General features: G+C 73.3%; 20 protein-coding genes, 2 tRNA genes and 1 pseudogene. 5 read left to right on the top strand and 18 right to left on the bottom strand.

Annotated features, from left to right (window positions below; all coding sequences use genetic code 11):
• On the top strand, positions 1-443 hold a 443-nt coding region (locus AC0666_RS04110; protein WP_478707050.1), incomplete at its 5' end, for an ALF repeat-containing protein.
• 49 nt (positions 444-492) lie between these two features.
• Here the strand turns inward: AC0666_RS04110 and AC0666_RS04105 are convergent.
• The 4 genes and pseudogenes from AC0666_RS04105 to AC0666_RS04090 all read right to left on the bottom strand — a co-directional run bounded on the left by AC0666_RS04105 (position 493) and on the right by AC0666_RS04090 (position 4,797).
• A complete protein-coding gene (locus tag AC0666_RS04105) occupies positions 493-753 on the bottom strand; it encodes a DUF397 domain-containing protein (RefSeq protein ID WP_478707049.1) in 261 nt (86 codons plus the stop codon).
• A pseudogene (locus AC0666_RS04100) lies at positions 713-1,562 on the bottom strand (helix-turn-helix domain-containing protein). The gene AC0666_RS04105 and the pseudogene AC0666_RS04100 overlap by 41 nt, the downstream one beginning before the upstream one ends.
• 168 nt (positions 1,563-1,730) lie before the next feature.
• The gene (locus AC0666_RS04095; protein ID WP_478707048.1) at positions 1,731-3,416 is read right to left on the bottom strand and encodes a glycosyl hydrolase family 18 protein; all 1,686 of its coding nucleotides are present in this window, start codon (positions 3,414-3,416) and stop codon (positions 1,731-1,733) included.
• Positions 3,417-3,678: 262 nt separating this feature from the next.
• Positions 3,679-4,797, bottom strand: coding sequence for an LLM class flavin-dependent oxidoreductase (locus tag AC0666_RS04090; protein WP_468968237.1), 1,119 nt, complete (start codon positions 4,795-4,797; stop codon positions 3,679-3,681).
• A 249-nt stretch (positions 4,798-5,046) separates the two neighbouring features.
• Here AC0666_RS04090 and AC0666_RS04085 point away from each other — a divergent pair, with 249 nt between their 5' ends.
• A complete protein-coding gene (locus tag AC0666_RS04085) occupies positions 5,047-5,805 on the top strand; it encodes an IclR family transcriptional regulator (RefSeq protein ID WP_468968239.1) in 759 nt (252 codons plus the stop codon).
• A 98-nt stretch (positions 5,806-5,903) separates the two neighbouring features.
• Here the strand turns inward: AC0666_RS04085 and AC0666_RS04080 are convergent.
• From AC0666_RS04080 to AC0666_RS04060, 5 genes are all read right to left on the bottom strand, one after another.
• Positions 5,904-5,977, bottom strand: a tRNA-Lys gene (locus AC0666_RS04080).
• A 66-nt stretch (positions 5,978-6,043) separates the two neighbouring features.
• A complete protein-coding gene (locus tag AC0666_RS04075; RefSeq protein ID WP_478707047.1) occupies positions 6,044-7,720 on the bottom strand; it encodes an AMP-binding protein in 1,677 nt (558 codons plus the stop codon).
• Between the two features lie 26 nt (positions 7,721-7,746).
• Positions 7,747-8,364, bottom strand: a complete 618-nt coding sequence (locus tag AC0666_RS04070) for a lytic polysaccharide monooxygenase auxiliary activity family 9 protein (protein WP_468968541.1) — start codon at positions 8,362-8,364, stop codon at positions 7,747-7,749.
• A gap of 215 nt (positions 8,365-8,579) precedes the next feature.
• Complete coding sequence (locus AC0666_RS04065) at positions 8,580-10,904, bottom strand: SPFH domain-containing protein (RefSeq protein WP_478707046.1); 2,325 nt, start codon at positions 10,902-10,904, stop codon at positions 8,580-8,582.
• Between the two features lie 11 nt (positions 10,905-10,915).
• Positions 10,916-11,905 (bottom strand): peptidoglycan-binding protein, encoded by a 990-nt coding sequence (locus AC0666_RS04060; RefSeq protein ID WP_468968246.1) that lies wholly within the window; start codon positions 11,903-11,905, stop codon positions 10,916-10,918.
• A gap of 1,441 nt (positions 11,906-13,346) precedes the next feature.
• Here AC0666_RS04060 and AC0666_RS04055 point away from each other — a divergent pair.
• Positions 13,347-13,420 (top strand) — tRNA-Lys (locus AC0666_RS04055).
• Between the two features lie 132 nt (positions 13,421-13,552).
• On the opposite strand, the gene AC0666_RS04050 is transcribed toward AC0666_RS04055, so the two are convergent.
• From AC0666_RS04050 to AC0666_RS04030, 5 genes are all read right to left on the bottom strand, one after another.
• On the bottom strand, positions 13,553-14,251 hold the full coding sequence (locus AC0666_RS04050) for a class F sortase (RefSeq protein ID WP_478707045.1): 699 nt from the start codon (positions 14,249-14,251) through the stop codon (positions 13,553-13,555).
• Positions 14,252-14,264: 13 nt separating this feature from the next.
• Positions 14,265-14,951, bottom strand: a complete 687-nt coding sequence (locus AC0666_RS04045; protein WP_468968251.1) for a hypothetical protein — start codon at positions 14,949-14,951, stop codon at positions 14,265-14,267.
• Between the two features lie 79 nt (positions 14,952-15,030).
• Complete coding sequence (locus tag AC0666_RS04040; RefSeq protein WP_468582820.1) at positions 15,031-15,810, bottom strand: HAD-IIA family hydrolase; 780 nt, start codon at positions 15,808-15,810, stop codon at positions 15,031-15,033.
• A 1,182-nt stretch (positions 15,811-16,992) separates the two neighbouring features.
• The gene (locus AC0666_RS04035; protein WP_468968256.1) at positions 16,993-17,760 is read right to left on the bottom strand and encodes a hypothetical protein; all 768 of its coding nucleotides are present in this window, start codon (positions 17,758-17,760) and stop codon (positions 16,993-16,995) included.
• A gap of 367 nt (positions 17,761-18,127) precedes the next feature.
• The gene (locus tag AC0666_RS04030; protein ID WP_478707044.1) at positions 18,128-19,237 is read right to left on the bottom strand and encodes an ROK family transcriptional regulator; all 1,110 of its coding nucleotides are present in this window, start codon (positions 19,235-19,237) and stop codon (positions 18,128-18,130) included.
• A gap of 56 nt (positions 19,238-19,293) precedes the next feature.
• Between AC0666_RS04030 and AC0666_RS04025 the strand changes: the two genes are divergently transcribed.
• Positions 19,294-20,415 carry a Gfo/Idh/MocA family oxidoreductase gene (locus AC0666_RS04025; protein WP_478707043.1) on the top strand — a complete coding sequence of 374 codons (1,122 nt, stop codon included), beginning with the start codon at positions 19,294-19,296 and terminating at the stop codon, positions 20,413-20,415.
• 81 nt (positions 20,416-20,496) lie between these two features.
• Positions 20,497-21,693 carry an ALF repeat-containing protein gene (locus AC0666_RS04020; protein WP_478707042.1) on the top strand — a complete coding sequence of 399 codons (1,197 nt, stop codon included), beginning with the start codon at positions 20,497-20,499 and terminating at the stop codon, positions 21,691-21,693.
• 155 nt (positions 21,694-21,848) lie between these two features.
• Here the strand turns inward: AC0666_RS04020 and AC0666_RS04015 are convergent, their stop codons facing one another.
• The 4 genes from AC0666_RS04015 to AC0666_RS04000 form a co-directional block, all read right to left on the bottom strand.
• Positions 21,849-22,706, bottom strand: a complete 858-nt coding sequence (locus AC0666_RS04015; protein WP_478707041.1) for a fumarylacetoacetate hydrolase family protein — start codon at positions 22,704-22,706, stop codon at positions 21,849-21,851.
• A gap of 122 nt (positions 22,707-22,828) precedes the next feature.
• Positions 22,829-23,506, bottom strand: coding sequence for a YidC/Oxa1 family membrane protein insertase (locus tag AC0666_RS04010; protein ID WP_478707040.1), 678 nt, complete (start codon positions 23,504-23,506; stop codon positions 22,829-22,831).
• A 111-nt stretch (positions 23,507-23,617) separates the two neighbouring features.
• Entirely contained in the window at positions 23,618-23,926 is a 309-nt protein-coding gene (locus tag AC0666_RS04005; protein ID WP_361725972.1) for a DUF6412 domain-containing protein, read from the bottom strand.
• Between the two features lie 34 nt (positions 23,927-23,960).
• Positions 23,961-24,728 (bottom strand): class E sortase, encoded by a 768-nt coding sequence (locus tag AC0666_RS04000; RefSeq protein WP_478707039.1) that lies wholly within the window; start codon positions 24,726-24,728, stop codon positions 23,961-23,963.
• Positions 24,729-24,778 lie beyond the last annotated feature (50 nt).

The following is a 24,778-nucleotide window of genomic DNA, read 5'->3' as shown; positions in this document are numbered from 1 at the left end:
CCCAGGACGAGGACAACAAGGTCGCCATCCTCAAGGTCCTGTTCGCCAACCCGTCCACCGGCAAGGCGGTCATCCGCGAAGCCAACGCGGCTCTGAACGGCACCCCCGCCGACCGGACCGCGTTCCTGACCACCGGCCTCGCCAAGGCCCAGGACGAGGACAACAAGGTCGCCATCCTCAAGGTCCTGTTCGCCAACCCGTCCACCGGCAAGGCGGTCATCCGCGAAGCCAACGCGGCTCTGGACGGCACCCCCGCCGACCGGACCGCGTTCCTGAAGACGGGCCTGCGTCTCGCCCAGGCCGAGGACGACCGCGTGTCCGTCGTACGGATCCTGGCCCGCCCGGGCATCAGCGACGCGCTGCGCGTGGCGGCGGAGAAGGCACTGAACGGCACCCCGGAAGAGCTGCGGTACTTCCTCACGGTCGGCCAGTACCAGGTCTGACCGGTCGCGGCAGCCCCCCCGCCGGGGGGGCTGCCGCTCGGCCGTACGGTCAGATGCTGCGGACGAAGGCGGTGAAGGCCTCCTGGCCGACGGCGAACAGGGGCCCGTCGGGCCGCTTGGAGTCCCGCACGGCGACCCGGCAGGACTGGGCAGCCACCTCGACGCACTCGCCGCCGTTGGACCCGCTGTACGAGGCCTTGCGCCATGCGGCCGTGCCGAGGGGGGCGCACTCGACACACTTGCCGCCGGTGGTCCCGCTGTACGACGACTTACGCCACAGCGCGCCCGCCGGGTTCTGGTTGCTTCCCATAGCGTTCCTCCATTACGCGAGCGATCAGCGTGGCCGAGCGCTCTGGAGAGAGCGCCGCGGCTTGCAGCCGTGCGTAGCCGGCCGAACGCTCCTCGATCACTGATGGGTTGGCCGTCATATGCCCTTGGGCGTAGCCCTCCTGGTAGATCAAATCCGGGTCGCCGTCAAAGCGGAGGAGGGTGAACGACCCGAGCATTTCCAGTGTGCTGTCCAGCCGAGAAGGGCAACACCTGGATCTGCACCCACGGCTCGTCAAGGAAACTCAGGAGATGGGTGAGCTGGCTCCGCATGACCTCGCGACCGCCGACCTCCTGATGCAACACGGCCTCGGTGAGTACCACCCACAAGGCGGGCGGGTGCTCGCGTTTCAAGGCGCGCTGCCTATCCATGCGGGCCGCCACCAGCTCGTCGACCTTGCCAGGTCGGTCGACGCCGAGTAGGGCACGCGCGTAGGCCTCCGTCTGGAGAAGCCCGTGCACCAACTGGCACTGGAACGTGGAAATGAAGGTCGCCCGGGCCTCCATCTCCGCATAGGCCTGGAACCACGTCGGCAGCACACTCCGCAGGACCAGCCCCACCAGCCGGGAGAACGTCCCGTCCGTCCCCAGCGCCGCGTCCACCCGCTCCGAGAAGTCCCGGGTCGGCACCCGCTTCGTACACTCCACCTGGCCGATCAGGGAGCCCGTGCAGTAGATGATGTCGCCCAACTGCGCCTGTTTCAGGCCCGCGGCCTCTCTCAGCCGACGCAGTTCGTAGCCGTAGTAGTCCAGCGGAGAGGCGCTGGGGTCGAGGTCGCGGGCCAGGACCATCTAATGGTCACCCCCATACAGACGCATCGGATCAGCCGTAGCCGAGCGTATCGATGCCGACACGCAGCAGGATCGGGAATCCAGCAACCATGTGACACACCTCCGCCCCGCATCCGGGGACACCGGAACTGCGGGGCGGGGTGTCGCTCGGCGCGGGGTGGGGGGAGATCAACAGGCGCCGAGGTCCTTCCAGACGCCCCATTCACCGGTGGTGCCGGGCTCCTCGTTCTGCGTCCACCACTGGGCCTTCCACTTGTGGCCCTTGTGCGAGACCTCGTTGCCGCCGGTGTAGACCGTGCCCGCGACGTACGCCGGGGCGGTGCAGCCCGAGGGGGGCGGCGGGGTGGTCGGCGGCTGCGAGGTCGGCGGGGTCGTGGTCGGGGGCGGCGTGGTGGGCGGCTGCGTGGTGCCGCCGAGGGCGTCCGAGATCTGGTTCAGCAGCGTGGCGTTGGCATCCAGGCCGAGCAGCGAGTACATCATCGCGCCGGCGAGGCCGCGGCTCTTGCCGTAGTCGACGCGGGCCTGGATGGACTTCTGGTTCAGGCCGGTGAAGAACTCGCCGTCCTTGTAGAAGTACGAGGCCTTGGCCTGGTCGTCCCAGAAGGTCGTCGCCGCGTTGTCGACGATCCCGCCGAGCTCCTTGTAGTTGGCGATGCCGGCCTGCTGGCTGGTGGGCCGGGCGGCGGACGGGCCGGTCGCGCTCTGGGCGAGGCCGCCCGCGGTGCCCGCCGGGACGCCCTTCCAGCCGCGGTAGTAGAACTCGTAGCCCAGCGTCAGCTTGTTGGCGGGGAAGCCGCCCGCGATGCCGTAGGCCGCGTTCCCGTCGAGCCAGGAGTCGATGGCGTTCTTGATGCTGTACTTCTCGGTGCCCGGCGCGATCGGGTCGGTCGGGTCGGCCGCCGAGGGGTTCAGCGGGGACTGGTGGTACGTCGGCCCGTCGCCGTCCCAGGCGCCGTGCATGTCGTACGTCATGATGTTCGCGTAGTCGAGGTACGCGCCGATCTTGTTCGTCTCGATGTACTTGATCTTATCCTGGCCAGCCGGGAGGGCCGCGGTCAGCAGGTACTTCTTGCCGCCGTTGGCCGCACCGTACGCGTCGAGCTGCTCGCGGAACTCCTTGAGCAGCAGCGTGAAGTTCTGCTTGTCCTCGGGGGCGTAGTGGTTGCCGAGGTGGCCGCCGGGGGATCCCGGGTACTCCCAGTCGATGTCGATGCCGTCGAAGATCCCGGCCGCACTGCCCGCGCCGCCGTAGCCGCCCTCGACCGGCAGGTTGCCCTTGATGTACTGGTCGATGCAGGAGGACACGAGCTTCTTGCGGGAGGCGTCGGTCTTCGCGGCATCGCTGAAGTACTTGGAGTACGTCCAGCCGCCGACCGAAATGTTGATCTTGAGGTTCGGGTACTTGGCCTTCAGCTGCTTGAACTGGTTGAAGACGCCGACGATGGGCTGGTCCCACCTGTCGGCGACGCCGCTGACGCTGTCCGCCGCGCTGAAGGACTTCTGGTAGTCGGCGTACGAGTCGCCCGCCCCGTCCCCCGCGTTCGGGTTGTTGTCGTCGCCCGCCTCCTTGTTCGCCTCGAAGCAGGTGAGGTTGGTGGGGTGGATGTTGCCGAACGAGTAGTTGATGACATCCAACTTGCCCGCTATGCCGCGGGTGTCCAGGTGCTTCGGGTAGAAGGCGTTCCCGTACACGCTCCACTGGTCGTAGTACGCGATCTTGACGTTGCCGCCGCCGCCCGCCGCGGCGGCGGAGCCGGCGGCCTGGGCGGCGGGGAGCCCCGTGAAGCCGGCCAGCGCTCCGGCTGCCAGCGCGGCCGTGGCGGCGGCCGCGATGAGGGGTTTACGGATGTGCATGAACTGCCTCCGGGGGGTGGGAGGGAGAAGCAAGAGGTCGGGTGGGAGAAGTGATAGCGATCACTCCGGGCCCTAGTCAATGGTTTGGACCAAAGAAGGACTAGACCACTCGCCACGCAAACCCGCTCGTCAGAGACGTGAAAGCACAGCAGAAACCGCCCGCCACCCCGGGTGACGAGCGGTTTAAGGATGCCTTAGGCCATCCCCGCGCAAGCTTTCGGCAACAAACCAGCCGAAGTCCGCATCCGCGGACTCCGTCAGCTCAGCCCTCGCGCACCGGCATCCCGTACACATCTGCGATCAGTCCGTACGAGCGCACCCGGGCCGCCCCGCCGTGCGCGTTGGAGGTCAGCATCAGCTCGTCGGCACCCGTCCTCTTGGCCAGGCCGTCGAGGCCGGAGCGGACCTCGTCGGGAGTCCCGTGGACCACGTTCGCGAGCCAGCTGTCCACGAACTCCCGCTCCAGCGGGGAGAACGCGTACGCCGCCGCCTCCTCCGGCGTCGGGATCAGCCCCGGTCGGCCGCTGCGCAGCCGCAGCATGGACAGCGCGCCCGTGAGCACCTGCGCCCGGGCCTCCTCCGCGGTGTCGGCGGCCAGCGCCGAGACCCCGATCAGGGCGTACGGGGCGTCGAGGACGGCCGAGGGCCGGAAGCTCTGCCGGTAGAGGTCGAGGGCGGGCAGCGTCCCGGCCGCGGAGAAGTGGTGGGCGTACGCGAAGGGCAGGCCGAGCTCGCCCGCCAGGCGGGCGCTGAACCCGGAGGACCCGAGCAGCCACAGCGGCGGCCGCCCGGCGGGACCCTGCACCGGGCCCGGGACGGCGTGCACGCGGGCGTACGGATGCCCGTCGGGGAAGTCGTCGTCGAGGAACCGGGTGAGCTCCGCGAGCCGCCGCGGGAACTCGTCCGCGGCCTCGTCGAGCCGCCCGGGCCCGCGCAGCGCGGCGGCCGTGCGGCCGTCGGTGCCCGGCGCGCGGCCGAGCCCGAGGTCGATCCGGCCCGGGGCGAGCGCTTCCAGCGTGCCGAACTGCTCGGCGACGGCGAGCGGGGCGTGGTTGGGCAGCATGACGCCGCCCGAGCCGAGCCGGATCCGCGAGGTGTGGGCCGCCAGGTGGGCCAGGATCACGGCCGGGGAGGAGCTGGCGACCCCGGGCATGGAGTGGTGCTCCGCGACCCAGTGCCGGTGGTAGCCGCGGGACTCGGCGAGCCGCGCGATGTCGACGCTCGTACGCAAGGAGGCGTAGGCGGTGCTGCCGCTGCCCACGGTGACCAGGTCCAGCACCGAGAGCGGCACCGGGGCCAGTCCGCGCACGGCGCCGCGGACCGGGTCGGCGCCGCCGGCGTCCCTGCTCCCGCTCCGGTCGGCCTCCGCGGTGTCACTCATGGTCGCTCCCGTCTCCTGCCGCCCGTTCGGCGGCCGTACGAGAAAGCGAACCCGGGGCGGGGTCCGGGCATTCCCCGACTCCTCGGGATCACTCCCATGACCATATGCATGACCTTGGCATATGCCAGGCGGGTAGATCGAGGCGAAGGGACATGATTGAGCCATCAATCTCATCAACAGGCGCTCCACGTGGGCCTCTTGGTGGCTATCGTGGTAGGGCAAGCGGTAACAACCTGCTAGGGGGAAACCGTGGCGCTGAAGCCCGAGCCGACCGCGCCGTTCCACTCGGTGCAGTACGCCCTGCGCGTACTCGAAACGATCGCCCGCCACACCGGCGGTGTGACCGACGTACAGATCGCGCGCGAGACCGGGCTGCCCGCGGTCCATCTCGCCCCCATGCTCCTCATGCTGCGCCGGGAGGGGTACGTACTGCAGGTGACCGACGGCGCCTACGCCATAGGGGACTCGCTCGTCCTGCTCGGCTCGGGCATAGACAGGCAGCAGGCGCTCCAGAGCAAACTCCAGGAGACCCTCGACCGGCTCCGCGACTCGGTGGGCGCGGCGGTCTACATCAGCCGGTACGTCGACGGCGAGGTCAAGATCACGCAGTTCGCGGACAGCCCCCGTACGCCGAAGGTGCACGAGTGGGTCGACTTCCGCTCGGCGGCGCACGCCAGCGCGGTCGGCAAGTGCCTGCTGACCCAGCTCGACCAGAACGGCCGACGGGACCACCTGTCCCGGCACAAGATCGCCCGCCTTACGTCGAAGACGATCGTGAACGAGCGGATCCTCTTCTCCAAGCTCGACAGCCAGCCCGCCACGGTGCCCGTCCTCGACCTCCAGGAATACGCGGTCGGCACGGTCTGCGCGGCGGTTCCGATCACCGCCGGCGCCTCGGTGGGATGTCTGGCGCTGTCGATGCCGGTCGAGCACGCACACCGGCTGAGGGCCGCCGCGGACGCGCTGAACCGCAAGGCCGCACCGCTGCTGCTGTCCCTCACGCTGTGACCCGGAGGATCGGAATCCCAAGCACCCCGAGCCGGGGGCAGAGCCCGGAAAACACTTCGGGCGGCTCCCGGTGAACCGGAAACCGCCCGAAGGACAGGTGCGCCGCCAGGGACTCGAACCCCGGACCCGCTGATTAAGAGTCAGCTGCTCTAACCAACTGAGCTAGCGGCGCCTGCTGACAGAGAAAATACTACCTGGTCCCCGGGGGTGCTCAAAACCATCACCCGGGCCACCTTGATCAGCGCTCCAGGAGCGCCGCCCGGCCGTGTGCCGCATACGCCTGCAGGAGGCCGGACAGGGCCGCCCGGTCCAGCGGGCGGTAGCCCGCGGTGCCCGGCGGACGCCACCAGACCGGGTCCGTGCACCGGAAGCCGGACCGGCGCAGCGCCACCCGGTGGACCTTGTTCGTCGCCGTGGTCGGCAGGGAGTCCATGATCCGCAGGTAGCGCGGGGACATCTTGGTCCCCAGGTCCGGCTGGGCGGCGAGGAAGGCGCAGAAGGCGTCCGGGTCGAAGGCCGCCCCCTCCCGCAGGGCGATCGCCGCCATCACCTGATCACCGGCGGCCTCGTCCGGGACCGCGTAGACGGCGACCGAGGCCGCCGCGGGCCAGCGGGCGAGGATGTTCTCGATCACGGCGGCGGCGAGGTTCTCGCTGTCGACCCGCAGCCGGTCGTCGGTGCGGCCCGCGAAGTAGAGGAAGCCGTCGGCGTCGCGGAAGAAGAGGTCCCCCGTCCAGTACCACCCGGCCCGGGTGCGTTCGGCTTGCGCCTGCGGGTTGCGCCAGTAGCCCTCGAAGAGGCTGCGGCCCCGGTTGACCAGCTCTCCGATGGCCTCGGAGCCGTTGAGCAGGCGGCCGTCCGCGTCCAGGACGGCCGGCGGGCACTCCTGTCCCGTCTCCGGGTCGACCACCGCCAGGTCGTCGCCGGCGCCGGCCCGGCCGAGGGCGCCCGGCGGGGTGTCGGGGGTCCTCTGGACGGAGGCGCCCCCCTCGGTGGCCCCGTACCCCTCCACCAGCCGGACCCCGAAGCGCTCGGTGAAGCGCGCCGCGTCCACCGCCCCGGCCTCGGTGCCGAAGCCGAGCCGCAGGGTGTGCTCGCGGTCGTCGGGGCGGGGCTCGGTGGCCAGGAGGTACTGCACGGCCCGGCCGACGTAGGTGAAGTACGTCGCCCCGTACGCGCGTACGTCGTCCAGGAACGCGGAGGCCGAGAAGCGGCGGCGCAGCGCCACGGACGCACCCGCCGCGAGCGCGGGGAGCCAGTCGGCGATCACCGCGTTGCCGTGGAACAGCGGCATGCAGATGTAGTGCACGTCGTCCGGGGTGACCGAGAAGTGCCGGGCGAGCGAGTCCCCGGCGGCGGCCAGCCGGCCCTGGGAGCAGACGGCCGCCTTGGGGGCGCCGGTGGAGCCGGAGGTGAAGTAGAGGAGGAGGCGGGAGGCGGGCTCGGGGGCGCGGAGCACCGCCTCGCCGGGCTTGGCGGCGGCGTACGGGACGAGGAGGTCCGCGTACTCCGCGGTGTCGGTCACGAGGATCCGTACGCCCGGCAGGTACAGGCCGCGCAGCAGCGGCAGGTGGGCGCGCTCGGTGACCAGGATCCGGCAGTCGGTGTGCAGGATGTCGCGCGCCAGCTCGGGACCGCGCCGGGTGGGGTTGATCCCGGCGACGGCGGCCCCGGCGAGGGCCGCCGCGCCGAGCCAGAGCGGGAACTCCGGGGTGTTGTCGAGCAGCACCCCGATGTGCGGTTCGGCGTCCCGCGGCAGGAGGTCGACGAGCAGCGCGGCGCGGGCCGCAGCCTCCTGGGCGGCCCGGTGGTGGCTGAGGACGGCGGGGTGCGTGCCGCCGTGCTTCAGGCCGGGCCGGTGGTCGCCCCATTGGCGTGCGATGAGCTCCGCGACGGTTCCGGGTGTCGTCCGCATGCCGCCGGAGGGTAGCTGACGTACCGTCAGAACTGAACGTCGGAGCAGGCGTAGAAGGCGTTGCCGGTGTCGTTGATCGTCCAGACGGCCAGGATCATGTGCCGCCCGGTCTTGCCGCTCGGCATGGCACCTTGATGGACGGTCGTCATCGGGGGCCGGGCACCGTTGTAGGCGACCGTGAGGAAGGGCTGGGATTCGAGGGCGGCGCGGGTGAGGGGCTTGGTGGGGTCCCAGCCGTTCTTGGTGACGTAGTACCGGAAGTCGGTGGTGGAGTGGTTGGCGGTGAACTGCCAGCGGAAGCCGTAGCTCTGCCCGCTGGTCACCTTGGTGGTGGGCCAGGCGCCCCCGCGCGGGTCGTCGAGCTGCGCGAACTCGCTGTGCCCGCCGGAACAGATGTGCCCGTCGGCGGGTCCGGCGGCCGGGAAGCCCTTGAGGCCTTCGACGCTCTGCGGCTCCCACTGGATGGGCCCGCAGTCCGCGACCGTCTTGTTGGCGCAGAGCTTCTGGCGGCTGATGGGGGTGTCGGTGTAGCCGTGGCTGCTCGCGGTGGGGGCGCTGAGCAGGGTGAGCCCGGCGACGACGCCGAGGCCGAGGGCGGCGGCGCCGAACCGTCCGGGGCGACGGGACGGCAGGGGTATGGGCATGCGGACGGGCATGCGGATGGGACGCATGATGCTCCTTGAACGTGGGGGGAGTTCGGTGAGAGCGTGCGCACGCATGGGGATGGCTGCGGTCTAGACCAAGTCCCAGCGTATGGACGAGAGTTGGCCATGTCCATACCAATGAGGGAACGGGTGGTCCGGTCGGTTCCGGCCACCCGTTCCGCTCCTGTGCTGCTGTTCGGACCGTGCTCGGGCTGCTAGTCGGAACGCCCCGTGTAGAAGGCGACGGTGAGGTCCTTCACCAGAGCTTTGCGCTCGTAGTCGTCGAGCTCGACGAGCCCGCGCGTGGTCAGCCGATGGACGGTGTCGTCGACGGCGTCCACGATCGAGGTCAGCACCGTGTCCCGGTGCTTGGCGTCGATCGCGGCCACCCGGCGCCGCCGCATTGCCTCGGCGACCTCGGGGGCGTACTCGATCCGGGTCGGCTGCGCGGAGTACACCTCGATCCCGACCGCCTCGGTCTCGGCCGCGAGCATCCGGGTCAGCGCGTCGCCGACGGCCTCGGCGTCGCGCAGGGTGGGGGCGTCCTCGTGGAAGGCGTCGGCAGGGAGCTGGGACAGGACGCGGGCCATGGCCGATTCCACCTGCTCGGCGAGGTACCCCGTGTGGTTCGCGACCCCCAGGGTGGCCCTGGCGGTGTCCTTGACCTGCCAGACGACCTGGACGACCACCTGGAGGGCGAGCCCGCCCGCATCCACGGCGGGCATGGGCTCGCTGCGCCAGTGCCGCAGGCGCACGTCGACCCGGCGACGCAGGAGGAGGGGGCTGACCCAGGTCAGGCCGGTCCGCCGGACCGTGCCGCGGTAGCGGCCGAAGAGGGTGAGCACCCAGGCGTAGCCGGCCTTGCCGCGGCCGAGCCCGCCGAGGGCGAGGAGCGCCACGATGCCGAGGAAGGCGAGCGGGGGCCAGTGCGTGGGGCGCAGCCCCTCGTACGGGCGGGGGGTCGCGCCGAAGGCGGCCACGAAGGCGGCGGGGACGGCTCCGGCCCGCCAGAGCACGGCCAGGCAGCCGGCGAGGGCGAGCCCGCCGACGGCCACGGCGACCCAGCCCGGCAGCACGGGGCCGTAGTGCTCCCGCAGGCGGTCGTCGCCGCGGGGCGGCCGGCGGCCGGCGGCCGTACGGGGGGCCCATCCCTGCGGATGCGGCTTGCCCGACTTGGGCCGCTGCTTCTGCTTCTGCGTCGGCTTCGGCTTCGAGGTGGGCTTCGCCTTGTGGTGGCGGGGCTGGGGCTGCGCCTGCCCGAGGAAGGGCAGGTGCACCGGCACTTCGGTCACCGCGACCCCCCGGCCGGGCGCGGAGTGGGGGAGGTCCCCGGTGTCCTCGGCGCCGCCCTTGTCGATCACCCGGTCCATCGCCTGGGCCACGGCTCGGGCGACGGCCCCGGGGAGGCCGGGCCCCGGCACCTTCGCGGCCGGGGCGCCGTCGCGCGCAGGGTGCGCAACGGCTCCGCCGTCGTCTGCCGGGTGCGGGAGGTCCGGGGCGGCTGCCGTCGGTTCGGCGGCGGGCGCGAGGTCCGGGGCCGCCGTCGGCCCGGCGGCGGGCGGGGCCTCGGCGTCCACGGGGGCGGCGGCGGGCTCGTCCGCCGGGGACGCGGTCCGCTCCTCTGCCACCGGCTCCGGCGCCCCGCCCTGCTCGGGCTGCGGGACGACCTCGTCCACCGACACCCGTGCGGGCAGGCCGATGTGCACCACCGGCGGCGGGGCCGGGGTCTGCGCCGGGGCCGGGGTCTGCGCCGGGGAACCGGCCGGCGCGGCGGCCGTCACCGCCTCGGGCTGCGGACGCGCCCGGGCCGTGTCGACGGACACCCGCGCGGGGAGGCCGATGTGCACCGCCGGGGGCGGGGCCGTTGGCGCCGGCGACCCGGCCGCCGGGGTGTCGAGGGCCGCCTCGGGCTGCGGATGCGCCCGGCCCGCGTCCACCGCCGCCGGCTCCGGGTGGGGGGTGGGCAGCGCTGCCGGAGCCGGCTCCGGAGCACCGTCGCGGGCCGGCAGCACGGGCCCGGCAGGACCCGGCAACGGCTCCGGTACGTCGGCATGGGCCGGGTGCGGGATGTCGGCGAGGGCCAACGGCCCGGGATCCGCGAGCGGCTCCGGTGCGCCGGCGTGGCCCGCGTGCGGGACCTCCGCGGACGGGCGGGCCGGGCTCGCCGCCGCAGCCGCGTGGGCGGCGGGTCCGACCGCCACCGGCTCCGGCGCGGGTTCGCCGGTGCGCAGGCGCAGCGTGGCCGGTCCCTCGGACGGGCCGCCGTACGCCGGATGCGGGATGTCGAGCACCCCGGGCGGGCGGCCGTGCGGCAGGGCGGCGGCGGCCGCGGATGCCGGGGCCGGGGCGGGGGCGGGGGCGGGGAACAGTTCGCCGGTGGCCCGCGGGGCCGGAGCGGCCGGGGCAGGGGCCGGGGCGGGGTGTGCCGGGGGTGCCGGGGGTGCCGGGGGTGCCGGTGCCGGCGGGTCCGTCCGGGTCATGGCCGCCGCGGGGGGAATGCGGAGGGTGCCCGTCGTAGAGGTGGTGTGGGTGGGGAACATCGTTGCCTCCGTCATGCGAACAGCCGGCGCCAGGTTTCCGGGCCCGGGTAGCCGTTGGCCAAGGCGCCGCGCCAGCCCTGGGCGCGCTGGAAGGCCTCGACGTTGCGGCGGTCGGCCTCGCTCCAGCGGGACGCCGGACCGGACGTGTGGTTCTTGCCGAAGCCCTTCTTCGCCAACCGGCGGCCGAGGGCGGCGATGGACGGGTGGGACGAGCCCGGCCGGAACACCGAGACGCCCGGGTAGGCCGGCACCCCGGCGGGCCCCGGCGCGGCGTCCACCGTCGGGCGGATGTCGTTGCCCTTGTGCTCGGTCAGCAGCTGCCAGGTGTGCGGGCCCGGAATGCCGTCGGCTTCGGCGCCCGTCCAGCCCTGGGCGGTCTGGAAGGCCTGGGTCGCGAGCTGGTCGGCGTCCTTCCAGAGGGTGCTGGCGCCCTTGGGGTAGAAGCGCCGGCCGCCCCGGTCGATCAGCATCCGGCCCAGCTCGGCGACGTACGCGTTGTTCGCGCCGGGACCGAACTTCGCCGCCCCCGGGAAGGTGCTCGGCACCGCGGGCTTCGGGTCGGTGGCGGGGCCCTCCGGGACGAGCCCACCGGTCACCCCGTTGAACCGGTACGGCACGTACTTCGTCGCGTTGGTCCAGTAGCCGTAGGGCGCCGGCGCCTTGCGCGTGTTGGGGCGGGTCTGCTCGTAGGCGATGTAGGCCGTGCGCGTCTCGTCGGCCCATCCGCCGAAGAGGACGACGTGCGAGCCGTTGTTGGGGTTCGCCGGATTGTGGAAGAGCAGCATGTCGCCCGGCAACAGCTCATCCTTGGTGATCTTGGTGGCGAACTTGTCGAGGCTGCCGGTCCATTCGTTCGTCCCGAGGTTCCAGGCCATGGAGACGTAGCCGGAGCAGTCCTGCCGGTACCCGTCCGACCAGTACTCGGACATGCTGTACGGGACCTGCGCGTCCACCCACAGCTTCGCCCGGTTGATGATCGTCGTCCGGTCGATCCGCTTCACCGCGGAAGGCGCACCCGGCGCACCCGGCGGTCGCGCGTGCGGGGGGCGCCCGTGCAGGGGGGCTCGGCCGCCCTGGGGGGAGCCGGGGGCCTCCGGAGCGGGCAGGCCATGCCCGGACGGCCCCGGCCCGGACCCGACACCGCCCGAGTGCCCGGCCCCCTGCCCGCCACCCCCCGCCCCGCCACCGGATACCTGCCCGGCACCGGGGGGCGGGGGCGGGGCGGTGCCCGCGGCCGTGCCCGCGGCCTGGCCGGTGCCCGTACCCGGGGCCGGGGCCGGGGCCGTGCCCGTACCTGCTGCCGAGCCCGGCGCCGTGCTCGTTCCCGTACCCGAAGCCTGGCCCGTGCCCGTGCCCGTACCCGAAGCCTGGCCCGTGCCCGTGCCCGTGCCCGTGCCCGTGCCCGTGCCCGTACCCGAAGCCTGGCCCGTGCCCGTGCCCGTGCCCGTACCCATACCCGAAGCGTGGCCCGTGCCCGTGCCCGTGGCCGTACCCGAAGCCTGGCCCGTGCCCGTGCCCGGGGTCGGGGCCTGGCCGGCGACCGTACCTGGTGCCGACCCCGTGGCCTGGCCCGCGCCCGTAGCTCGACCCGCACCCGCACCCGCACCCGAAGTGTGGGCCGGAGCCTGGGCCGTGCCCGCACCTGCTGCCGAGGCCGGAGCCTGGTTCATGCCCACACCCGAAGGCGAAGTCCGGCCCGTGCCGGTGCTCGTACCCGGGGCTGCACCCCCGGTCTGGCCGGCGCCCCTACCCGGGCCCGGAGCCTGGGCCGTGCCCGCACCTGCTGCCGAGCCCGGAGCCTGGCCCGTACCCGGCCCCGTCCCCGCAGCCTGGCCCGTGCCCGGGGCAGCGCCGGCCTGGGCCGGGCCCGACGCCGTCCCCGCGCCCGGGGCCGGGGTCCGGACCGGGCGGTCGGGGTCGGGGCTCGCCGGGGCCGCGGCCGGGGCCGTATCGGCGCCCGAACCAGAACCAGGGACCGGGCTGGGGGTCGGGGTCGGGGCGGCGGCCGCCGGTGCGGCCGCGCCGCCGCCGCTGAGGACCACGCCCACCGCCGCCGCCAGAACCAGCGCCCGCCGGGCCCCGCGCGCCGCGGGGTGCCCGCCGTCTCGGAGCGGTATGGCCAGGGCACGGCGCCGCAGCGCACATCCCACGCACACGCAGTCGGGCGCGGGCTCGTACTCCTCGAAAACGGGCGTCGGCATCGGCATCGGCTGCGGCGCCGTCATCGGCACATGCACCGGAGGCTGCATCGTCATGCGGTTCCGTCCACTCCCCTGCTCGTCCACTGGTCAGGCGGGCCGCACATCTGGCGGGGCATCAGATTCGGCTCGGCCCAGACATATCGTGCACGATAAACCCCTCAAACATGGGTTAATCGGACAAGGCGGGCGCGGCTGGTCACGAGCACCACTCCACGTGGGGTAGAGTTTTCCTCGTCAGCAGGCGCCGCTAGCTCAGTTGGTTAGAGCAGCTGACTCTTAATCAGCGGGTCCGGGGTTCGAGTCCCTGGCGGCGCACAGACAAGAGGAAGCCCCTCGCAGCGAAAGCTGCGAGGGGCTTCTTCGTCATACGGGTGTACCGGCGTACCGGCATATAGCCGTACCGGTGTGTCGCCCTCTCGGCGAGTCGCCCGCCCGCGGGCGGGCCCCTCACACCGCCGTCGTGCCGGTCCGCCCGCCCACGTCCGTCCCGGCCGCCGTTCCCGTCAGGTACGCCGACACGACCACGTTCGCGGTGTAGGCCTTGGCCGCCTTGTCGTAGGTACCGCCGCAGGTCACCAGCCTCAGCTCGGCCCGGCCCTTGACCCGCGGCCCGTACGCCTTGTGGGGGTCGAAGCCCGCGCGCTCGTAGACCCGTACGTCCTCGATCGTGAACTCGGCGAGCGAGCCGTCCGCCCGGACCACCCGCACCCTCCCGCCCTTCTGCGCCGTGCTCAGCCCGTAGAAGACCGCCGGTTTGGAGGCGGTGTCCACGTGCCCGACCATCAGCGCCGTCCCGGCCTCGCCCGGCTTGGCCCCGTCACCCCACCAACCCACCGTGCCGGGCCGGTCGTACGGCGGCGGGTCGATCGCCCCCTGCCGGTCCAGACCGCGGGAGATCACCGGTGCCTGGATGCCCATGGACGGTACGTCCACCCGCACGGGCACCGACGCCTCCAGCGGGGGATGCGCCGCCGGCAGGCCCGGCGCGGGGATCGCCGTGCCGCCGGCCCGGCCCGCGAACGAGCCGGGCGGGACCTCGGTGATCTCGCGGCCCCACAACCACAGGCCGAGCACCAGCACCGACCAGGCGGCGAAGGTCAGCAGCCGGCCGGTGCCGGAGGACTTCGGTTCGTCCGAACCCGTCACCGCCGGGCCCTCCTCACTGACCGCTGCGGCGCCGGCGCAGGGTGAGCGCGCGTCCGGCCACCGCCAGGGTGGCGGCGGCGGCGAGGACGGCGCCGATCACGGTGTGCGGCAGGCCGGGGCCGTCACCCTCGTGGCTCTTCTTCGCGGCCGCCGCCTGCCCCTGCTCCTTCAGCTGCGCCAGCCGGGCCGACTCCGCGAGCTCGGCGGACATGCCGCCGCCGCCCGCGTGGACCGGCCCGACCGGGCTCTGGTGGGGGTGCGGGTCGGGGTCGGGCTTGGGACGGTCACGGTCGCGGTCGCGGTCGTGGTCTTGGTCGCGGTCTTCCTCGCGGTGGCGGACCACCTCGATGGAGCCGCGGACGCGGTCGTCCTCCCCGTCGCAGCGCACGCGGACGTCGTGCCGGCCCGGCTGGGCGTGCGAGCTGATCACCGCGTCGCCCCGCAGGGACCCGTCGCCGTCACGTCCGGAGGACAGGTGCACCTCCGAGACGAAGACGGAGGACTTGGCGGACGCCCATTTGCCTTCGCAGCCGCGGACGCGCAGTTTGACCTGCGCCCCCGGCTCGGCCTGGTGCGGCTCGGCCGAGACGCTGCCGCGGTTGTCCTCGGCGGCGAGGGCGGTGGGCGCGGACACGACGGCGAACGCCGTCAGGGCGACGGCCACCCCGCCGGCCCGGAAAGCGATCGGAACACTGCGCATTGGTGAACCTCCTCTCAAGGAGGTTCACGTGCGGTGCGGCGCTCCGCATCCGGAGCGCCGCCCGCTTGACCCGTTCGGATCAGACGAGATCGACCAGGTCAGCGATGGAGCTGACCGTCCTGGTGGGCCGGTAGGGGAACTTCTCGGTGTCCGCGGTCGTGGTGAGGCCGGTCAGCACGAGGAAGGTCTGCATGCCCGCCTCCAGTCCGGCCAGGACGTCGGTGTCCATCCGGTCACCGATCATGGCGCTGCTCTCGGAGTGCGCGCCGATGGCGTTCAGTCCGGTCCGCATCATCAGCGGGTTCGGCTTGCCCGCGAAGTACGGCTGCTTGCCGGTCGCCTTGGTGATCAGCGCGGCGACGGCGCCGGTGGCGGGCAGCGGGCCCTCGGTGGAGGGGCCCGTCTCGTCCGGGTTGGTGCAGATGAAACGGGCACCGCCGTTGATGAGGCGGACCGCCTTGGTCATCGCCTCGAAGCTGTACGTCCGGGTCTCGCCCAGGACCACGTAGTCGGGCTCGTGGTCGGTGAGGATGTAGCCGATGTCGTGCAGGGCGGTGGTCAGTCCGGCCTCGCCGATCACGTAGGCCGTGCCGCCCGGACGCTGGTCGTCGAGGAACTTGGCGGTGGCCAGGGCGGAGGTCCAGATGTTCTCGACGGGGACGTCGAGGCCCATCCGGCTGAGGCGGGCCTGGAGGTCGCGGGGGGTGTAGATGGAGTTGTTGGTCAGGACGAGGAAGGGCTTTCCGGACTCGCGCAGCCGCTTGATGAAGGCATCGGCGCCGGGGATGGGGGTGCCCTCGTGGATGAGGACCCCGTCCATGTCGGTGAGCCAGGATTCGATCGGCTTGCGCTCTGCCACGGGACTGTTCTCCGCTCTCGGTGACCGGACTTCTCTGGTCTGTACCACCCTATCGGGGTGGGGCCGCGGACGTCGGGGGCGTCCACAGCCCGGACTCCGAAGGGCCCGGCTCAGCCCGGTGCACGTCGTCCACGGTTCCAGTACCAGGTGTTGCTGCCGGTGTAACGGAAACGGATCCGGACGTCGGTGGCGCCGGGGTGGAGTCGTGGCTGCCGGTGTGCGTCTTGTCGTCCCACTCGTCGGAGTCGGCGAGCGGGACGGCGACGGCGACGGCGACGGCGAGCACGCACGGCAGGGGACGTTCGGGCCGGTGCGGTGGGCGCGAAGTCTTTCGCGCACCCCTGGGATGCCGGTCTCGTTCACCCCCGCTTGCAGGTTGGGGCGCAGGGCGTCGAAGGCGTCGTTGTCGTCGGGGGTTTCAGGGGGATGCTGTCGACGGCGGCGCCGTCGTCGTCGGCGCCGACCCGGGCGGGCGCGGTGGCCGCCACGTCGACGAACCCGGGTGGAATTCCTGCGCCCTTGGCGATGAAGAATTTGCCGTGTTCGAAGGTGCCGTGTTCCTGGACGGTCGAGCCGCCGTGGCCGCCCGCGTCGGTGGGGAAGACCGGGCCGTTCCGGTCGGTGGAGGTGAGGGGCTCCGGTCGGCTGCCGCGTGGGTGTTGAGCGTCGGCTCGGCGTTCTCGGTGCGGGCCGGGAAGTCCGGGTGGGCGGTGTGGTTCTTGCCGATGAAGGAGTTGCGCAGAGCGGTCAGACCCCGGGCCATCAGGCGTTCGTGTTCGGAGGTCGGCGGCGTCGACTCGGTCGAGGACCATGCCGTCCAGGCCGATGACAAGGACCTTGTCGGTGGAGGCCGGGATGGCCGTGGCGGAGGCCGTCGAAGCGGATGCCGCTCACCTGCCCGGCGAGTGCCTCGCGGTCGTGGGCACCGGTCTGGACCCCGGCCACGATGCCGGCGCCGGAGCGGCGGCTGCGCCCGCCCTCCGCTCGCGGCGCCCGTGCGCAGGAACGCCGCGTTGCCGAGGCGCTCGCCGTGTTCCGGAAACCCGGAGCGGACGGGCGAGCCGGGACGGTGGGGCGGCCTCTGTTCCTCCGGTCTGTTCCTCCCCCCGGGACTGTACGCAGGCGGGGTGTACGGAGATCAGCGGGCCGGAGATCAGCGGGCGCGAGAACAGCGGCGGGAGATCAGCGGGCGGGAGTGCGCCTGCTCAGGCGCCGGGCCCCGAGCACGAGCCCGCCGCCCGCGACGAGGGCGGTCACCGCGCTCGTCCCGTACGCCCAGGCGCGGTCGCGGGGACCGGTGTGCGCGAGGGAGCCCGCCGCGACCTCTTCCTGCGGGCCTTCGACGGTGAACCGGTAGCCGCCCGCTTCACCGACCCAGTCACCGTCGTCGGTGCGGCGCTGGACGAGGGCGGCGTCGGCGACCACCTCGCCGGCCGGGGCGTCGGAGGTGAAGGCGAGGTGGACCGTGACGGTCAGGGACCGCCCGGCGTCGACGGTGAAGCCGGGGAACGCCCCCCCGCCGTCGAAGACGGCGATGATCTCGTCGCGGTCGGTGTGCTCCAGGGTGGCCGGGAGGGCGCCCTCGGGGGTGTCGAACTCCATCCGCACGTGGGCGGGGCGCAGGGCGCGGGCGGTGTCCGTGAGCACGACGACGGGATGGATGTCGGTGCAGCGCGAGCCGGTGGTGTTGGTGAGGTCCAGCAACCAGGTCTGCGCCCCGCCGCCGGTCCGGTACACCTCGGGACCGCCCCGGATCCGCGCCCCGAGGGGGAACGCGCTGCTCTTGCCGTCGCCGCAGGTGGCCTGCGTACGAGAGGGCAGCGCGGGGGCGGGTGCGGGGTGGGCGCCGCCGCCGTTGTTGCCGATGTCGGCGGTGGTGGCGGTGGCGGTGGGGGCGGCGAGGGCGAGGAGGACGACGGAGAGGGCAAGGGCTTTGCTGCGCAGTCGCATGGCAGACCTTCGCTGCTCGCCGGACGGGACGATGGTCGGACAATCACCCCGACCTCCCGCGCACCCTCCCACGCCACCCCGCCCCCACCCCTCCCCGACGCACCCGACCCCGAGCTTTACGCCTGATCGGCCCACGCCCCAGCCCCGGAAAATCCAGCCCCGCCCCATCCGGCCGCGCCGGCGTTTGAGGCGCGGGGGTCCGGGGGCCGGCCCCCGGCAACGGCGCCGCACCCGAAGACCGCCGGGGCGAAGCCCGGGACCGGCAGAACGCAGCCCCGCCGGCGATTGAGGCGCGGGGTCAGCCCCCGGCCCGAAAAATCCAGCCCCGCCGGCGATGGAGGCGCGGGGTCCGGGGCCGGCCCCGGTTCTACCCCCCGCGTCCGAACAGCGGCGCGAGCACCAGCTCCGCCGCCCCCTCCGCCACCCCCACCCCCACCACCGCAACCCCCGGCAGGGGCCCGGCCCGCTCCGCCAGCACCCGCCTGACCCCCTCCGTGAACACCCCGGGACGCGCGTCCACCACCCGTCCGCCCAACAGCACCCGGTCCACGTCCAGCAGCGCCACCACGTTCGCCGCCCCCTCCCCCAGGATCCGGGCCGCCTCCGCGAAATCGCCCCGCGCCACCGCCTCCAGGCACAGCACCTCCGCGCACCCCCGCCGCCCGCACCTGCACAGTGGGCCGTCCAGCCTCAGCACCTGGTGCCCGAACTCCCCGGCCGCCGACCTGGCCCCCCGGTAGACCTCGCCGTCCAGGCGGAGCCCCGCGCCGAGTCCGGTGCCGAGGTGCAGGTACACCGAGGTGCCGCCCCCGACCGGCAGCGCGGCCACCGCATTGGTGTCCTTGTCCACCACCACTGGCACCGGCCCCGCCATCGGCACCGCCCCCGCCACCGCCGACAGCCGCCCGGCAAGGGCCTCCCTCAGCCGGAACCCCTCCCATTGCGGGAGCCCGGTCACCCGCCCCAGCACCCCGGTCCGCCAGTCGAGCGGTCCCGGCGCGGCCACGCCGACCCCCACCAGCGCCGCCCCCGCGTCACCGCTCACCTCCACGACCGCCCGCACGGCCGCCTCCACCACCGCTTCCGGACCCGCCGCCACGAAGTCCAGCCGGTCACGCCACTCCCCCACGACGCCACCCACGAGGTCCACCCGTACCGCCCGCAGCTCGTCGCGCTCCACCTGCACCCCGACCGCGTAGCGGGCCTGCGGCACCAGCCTCAGCAGGGTCCGCGGCTTGCCGCCGGTCGACGCGCCGCGCCCGGCGTCCGCGACCAGCCCCTCGGCGCGCAGCCGCGCCGTGATCTTGCTGACGGCCTGCGGCGTGAGCCCCGTCCGCTCGGCGAGCTCCCCCCGTCCCAGCCCCGCCGCCCCGGCGCCCCGCAGCAGGTCCAGGACCAGCGCGTCGTTGTGCCCCCGCAGCGCCGGCAGGTTCACGCCGCTCACGCCGCCACCGCTCTGACCGTTACCCCTGTCCACCTGCTCATTCTCCCTCCTCCTTGCAGTTGCGCAACACTGTTGCCAAAGTAATCACCATGAACTCCGCGCCGATGACCCCCACCACCCCCCTCCGTGTCGGCCTCGTCGGCTACGGCCTCGCCGGCTCCGTCTTCCACGCCCCGCTCGTCTCCGCCACCGCCGGACTGGTCCTGGACACGGTCGTCACCTCCGACCCGGGCCGGCAGGCGCAGGCCCGCGAGGCGTACCCGGACGTCCGGATCGCCGCGTCCGCGCAGGAGCTCTGGGACCGCAGCCCCGCCCTGGACCTCGTCGTCATCGCCTCGCCGAACAGGACGCACGTCCCGCTCGCCACCGCCGCCCTGACCGCCGGCATCCCGGTCGTCGTGGACAAGCCCCTCGCCGCCAGCGCCGCCGAGGCGCACGAACTGGCCGCACTCGCCGACCGGACCGAAACCTTCCTGTCCGTCTTCCAGAACCGCCGCTGGGACAACGATTTCCTCACCCTGCGCCGCCTCCTCGCCGACGGCGAACTCGGCGAGGTCCAGCGCTTCGAGTCCCGCTTCGAGCGCTGGCGCCCGCAGCTCAAGGGCGGCTGGCGCGAGTCCGGCGCCCCGGAGGAGGTCGGCGGCCTGCTGTACGACCTCGGCAGCCACGTGGTGGACCAAGCGCTGGTGCTGTTCGGCCCGGCCGTACGGGTGTACGCGGAGACCGACGTGCGCCGCCCCGGCGCGGAGGCGGACGACGACACGTTCATCGCCCTGACCCACGCGAACGGGGTCCGCTCCCACCTCTACGTCAGCGCGACCACCGCCCAACTCGGGCCGCGCTTCCGCGTGCTCGGCTCCCGGGCCGGCTACGTCAAGTACGGCCTCGACCCCCAGGAGGCGGCCCTGCGCGAGGGCCAGCGGCCGGGCGGGGACGCGGACGCCACGTGGGGCGTGGAGCCCGAGCACCTGTGGGGCCGGCTGGGCTCCGGCGAGTCCCCGCTGACCGGCGGCGGCACCCCGCTGCCGACGGTGCCGGGCAACTACCCGGCGTACTACGCGGCGGTGGCGAACGCGCTGCGCGCGGGCGGTCCGCCGCCGGTCGGCGCGCACGAGGCGGCGCAGTGCCTGGCCGTGCTGGAGGCGGCGCGGACCTCGTCCCGCGAGGGGATCACGGTGGATCTGAGCGACCGACGGACCACCTTGTCGTAAAACTGGGCGGTTTGCGGTCGCTTGACGATCTATCCTGCACAGACAGTTGATCATTCTGTGCGTGAAGAACGGACCGCCCCTGTGAAGTTGCCCCGGATCGCATCGGTCGTCGCCACGGCCGCGATGGCCCCGGCCGTCCTGCTCGCCTCACCGGCGTTCGCGGCTGACGCACCGTCGCCGTCCGTCCCGGCCGCTCCCGCTGCTCCTACCCCCGCTGCTCCCGGCGCTCCGGCCTCGCCCGACCAGCCCGCGGAGGACCCGCAGGCCGCGAAGGACCGGGCCGCGATCCGGGCCATCCTGGCGGACCCGGCGAGCGGACCCGGCGTACGGGAGGCGGCGGAGGCGGCGCTGAAGGGATCGGCCGCGGACATGCGGCACTTCCTGGAGGTGACCTGGGCGAAGAAGCAGCACGAGGACAACCTCGTCCTGGTCGCCCGGATCGGTCAGGCCGGCGGGAAGGCCGTGAAGAAGGCCGCCACGGACGCCATGCAGGTGGGCACGCCCGAGGCGATCAACGAGTTCCTGAAGAACGGGCAGCACGTGGCCCGCTTCGAGGACGACCGCGTCGAGATGGCCCGCATGCTCCCCGGGGCGGGCAAGGCGATCACGGAGGCGGTCAATCGCCTGCTGAGCAGCGGAACGCGCGAGCAGGTCCGCGAGTTCGTGGCGACGGGCCAGCACACGCTGCGGGCCGAGGACGACCGGGTCGCGGTGCTGGGCATGCTGAAGGACGCCGGACCGGGCCTGAAGGCAGCCGCCATCAAGCTCCTGGAGGGCAACCCCAGCCCGGCGGAGCTGCGTACGTTCGTCACGAAGACGCAGCACGAGCTGCGCGACGACGACAACAGCGTCCTGATCTGGGCGATGCTCGACAAGGCCGGCCCGGAGCTGCGGAAGGCGGCGATCGCTGCCATCAAGGGAACGGCCGCCGACCGGGTCGAGTTCCTCAAGACCGGCCAGTACGTGGCCCGGGACAAGGACAAGGCGGCCGAGGGCCGGACGGGCTCGGGCGGCGACAAGAACACCGACACGTCCGGTACCGGGCAGACGAAGGACACCGCCACCGCGAACGGCGGCACCTCAGCCTCCGGCGGCAAGAGCACCGGCAACGGAGCCGGCAACGGCAACCTGACGGCGGCGGGCGGCTCCGGCGCCCTCGCGAGCACGGGCGCCGCCCCCCAGCTCGCCCTGCTCGCGGGCGGCAGCGCCGCGGCTCTCGGGGTGGGCGCCGGCCTGGTGTTCACCTCCCGCCGCCGCCGCGCATCGGCCAACGGCTGACCGCAGCCGCACCCGCGGAGCCCGCGGCACGGGGATACCACGGGCGGGAGGGGGAGGGGCGGCGGGGCCGACGGCCCCGCCCCTCCCGCATCCCTCTCCGCACGAACTCCGGACGACTCCGGACGAACCCCGGGGCGAACCCCGGGCGGGCTCCGCTACGCGCTCTTGAACTCCTGGCGCTGGCGGCCGAGTCCCTCGATCTCCAGCTCCACGACATCGCCGGCGCGCAGGTACGGCTTCGGCTCCGGCCGGCCCATGGCCACGCCCGCCGGCGTACCGGTGACGATGACATCGCCGGGGTACAGGGTCATGAACTGGCTCAGGTACCGCACGACCTCGCCGACCGGGAAGATCTGGTCCGCGGTGTTGCCGTCCTGCTTGGGTTCGCCGTTGACCCACAGCTTCACGTCGAGGGTCTGCGGGTCCGCGATCTCGTCGGCGGTGACCAGCCACGGGCCGAGCGGGGTGAAGGTCTCGCTGTTCTTGCCCTTGTCCCAGGTGCCGCCGCGCTCGATCTGGAACTCCCGCTCCGAGACGTCGTTGACCAGCGTGTAGCCGCCGACGTGCGCGAGGCCCTCCTCGGCGGAGGACAGGTAGCGGGCGGTGCTGCCGATGACGACGCCGAGCTCGGCCTCCCAGTCGGTCTTCACGCTGCCGCGCGGGATGAGGACGGTGTCGTCCGGGCCGACGACGGTGTCGGCGGCCTTCAGGAAGAGGATGGGCTCGGCCGGCGGCTCCGCGCCGATCTCGGCGGCGTGCCCGAAGTAGTTCAGCCCGATGCCCACGATCTTGCCGATGCGGCCGATCGGCGCGCCGATCCGCAACCCCTCCGCGGCCAGGACCGGGAGCTGCCCCGAGGCCGCCGCGTCCCGCACCCGCGACAGCACGGACTCGTCGGCGAGCACGGCGCCGTCCACCTCCGTGATCAGGCCGGAGAGGTCGCGCAGGGTCCCGTCCTGGTCGAGCAGCGCGGGACGTTCCGCACCGACCGGTCCGACACGCAGCAGCTTCATGGGCATTCTCCCGTGGTCGAGGGTGGTCGGCCCACGGGCATGCCCCGGGCCGGACGATGGGTTGCGGCCATCGGAGGATTGGTTGATCCTCCAAGAAGTCCGGCCCGTCCGCAACACCCTGTTCACATCCTGGAACGCCAGCCTCCGCCGGCCGGCTGCACCGCCGCCCCGGCGCCCGGTCCGGCAGCCCGCTCCTTGCGGTACTGGAGCCAGGCCCGCTCCGCGACCGACCAGGCGGTGGTGGTCACCAGGTACAGCCCGGCGGCCAGCGGCACCACGGCAGCGGTGATCAGCGTCCCGAACGACAGCAGCGGGAGCACGCCGCCCAGCTTGCGCAGCATCTCCTGCTGCTCGGCGGTCACCGGGCCCCCGGGAACGGGAGCAGCACCCGGCCCGGCCAGGGCGGCCGCCCGCCGCCCGCGCACCGCACTCCACGCCGCGACCGCACCGATGGCCGCGAACAGCCCGAGGAACACCAGACCCTGGGCCCCGAGAACGCCTCCCTCCCCGAGCGCGTCGGCCCACCGGGCCCCCAGCGGCGCGGCGAACAACCGGTGCCCCAGCAGTTCGCCGGACGTGGAGAACGCCCGGTACATCACGAAGAACACCGGCAGCTGCAACAGCAGCGGCAGGCACCCCGCCACCGGGGTCGCACCGCGAAAGGCCGCACGGCTCAGCGGGTGCAGGGCAAGGCGCACCAGCACGGTGAACAGCACGATCGCGGCAGCGGTCGCGGACTCGGCCAGCACCGGCTCCAGAAGCCGGCCAAGCTCGGTAACAAGGTGGATGAAAACGGACACGCGGGCCCTCCGAGGGGTCTCGTCGAACGTCGAAGCAGATGCATTTCGGCGCGACGACCCGCGAGGGGCGAAACGGTGATCAGCAGTGAGCGAGCGGAAGGCGATGCGCCCCTACGCGGCCGTCAGGACGAGACGACCGGGCGCCCTGGGACGCGACCGGCCCGAGGCATCGGGATCGCGCTGCGGCAGGAACGCCGTGCGCTGCTCGCGATCGCGGAGGGCGGTGCGTATTCGGTGCGGCGGCACGGGCCGTACGAGCCGGGCGGCCAGGGCGGCGGCGCCCACGGCGACGGTCGCGGCAAGGGCGACCACGACGGCGCCCAGTCCGCCTTCTCCGGCGAACAGCAGCCCGAGCAGGCCCCCGAGCAGCACGAGGGAGCCGATGACCGCCACCATGCGCGCCATCCATGCCCGACCCATGCGGACCACCCCCTCTCGCCCACTCAACGGCGGGTCACCGCTTCAAAGTTCCCCAGACCACGAGCCGGTACCGGGAGGTGTACTCGGGCGTGCAGGTGGTGAGCGTGATGTAGGCGCCGGCTTCGCCGTACCCGTACTCCGGCCCGGCCGTACTGCTCGGCACCGGGGCGATCACCCCGGTGTCCCGCGCGCCCGTCTGCGCCAGCGCCTTGCCCACCACGTACACGTACCGCCGGCCCCGTACCTCCACGATCAGCTCGTCGCCGGCCCGCAGCCGGTTGATGTACCGGAAGGGCTCCCCGTGGGTGTTCCGGTGCCCGGCGAGCGCGAAGTTCCCCTCCTCCCCGGGCTGCGCGGTCCCGTTGTCCAGCACGGCCCGCTTGTCGACGCCCTGCGCGACGGGCACGACGACCCCGAGCCGCGGGATGCGCAGCACGGCGTAGGCGGCCGAACCGGGGCCCCGGGAGGCCGGGGGCGCCCCGGAGCCCGCCACCGGATCAGCGGCCCGGGACGGGGACGGCCCGGCAGGAGACCCGGAAGAGAACGGCTCGGGAAGAGCCGGATCCGAAGGAGAGGACGAGGCCGCATCGGGAAGGGGCGCGCCCTCCAAACGGGCCACCTCGTGCCGGGCGGCGACACGCGCCTGCCGGTTCGTCCACCACACCTGGTGCACCACCAGCAACAACACCACCACCCCCACGGTGACGGCGAGTTCGGCGGCGGCCCACAGCATCCCCGCCAGACGCGCCCGGCGCCCGCGCCGGGCACCCGCCTGCACCACCACACGCATGTGATCCCGCACGGGCGGCACCTTAAGACCTCCCCCCTCAGCAGACCAGGGCCAGTACCGTG

The organism is Streptomyces sp. NPDC043680, from assembly GCF_056436685.1.
The sequence above is the reverse complement of the archived record's forward strand: the minus strand, read 5'-3'. Positions and strand labels throughout refer to the sequence as shown.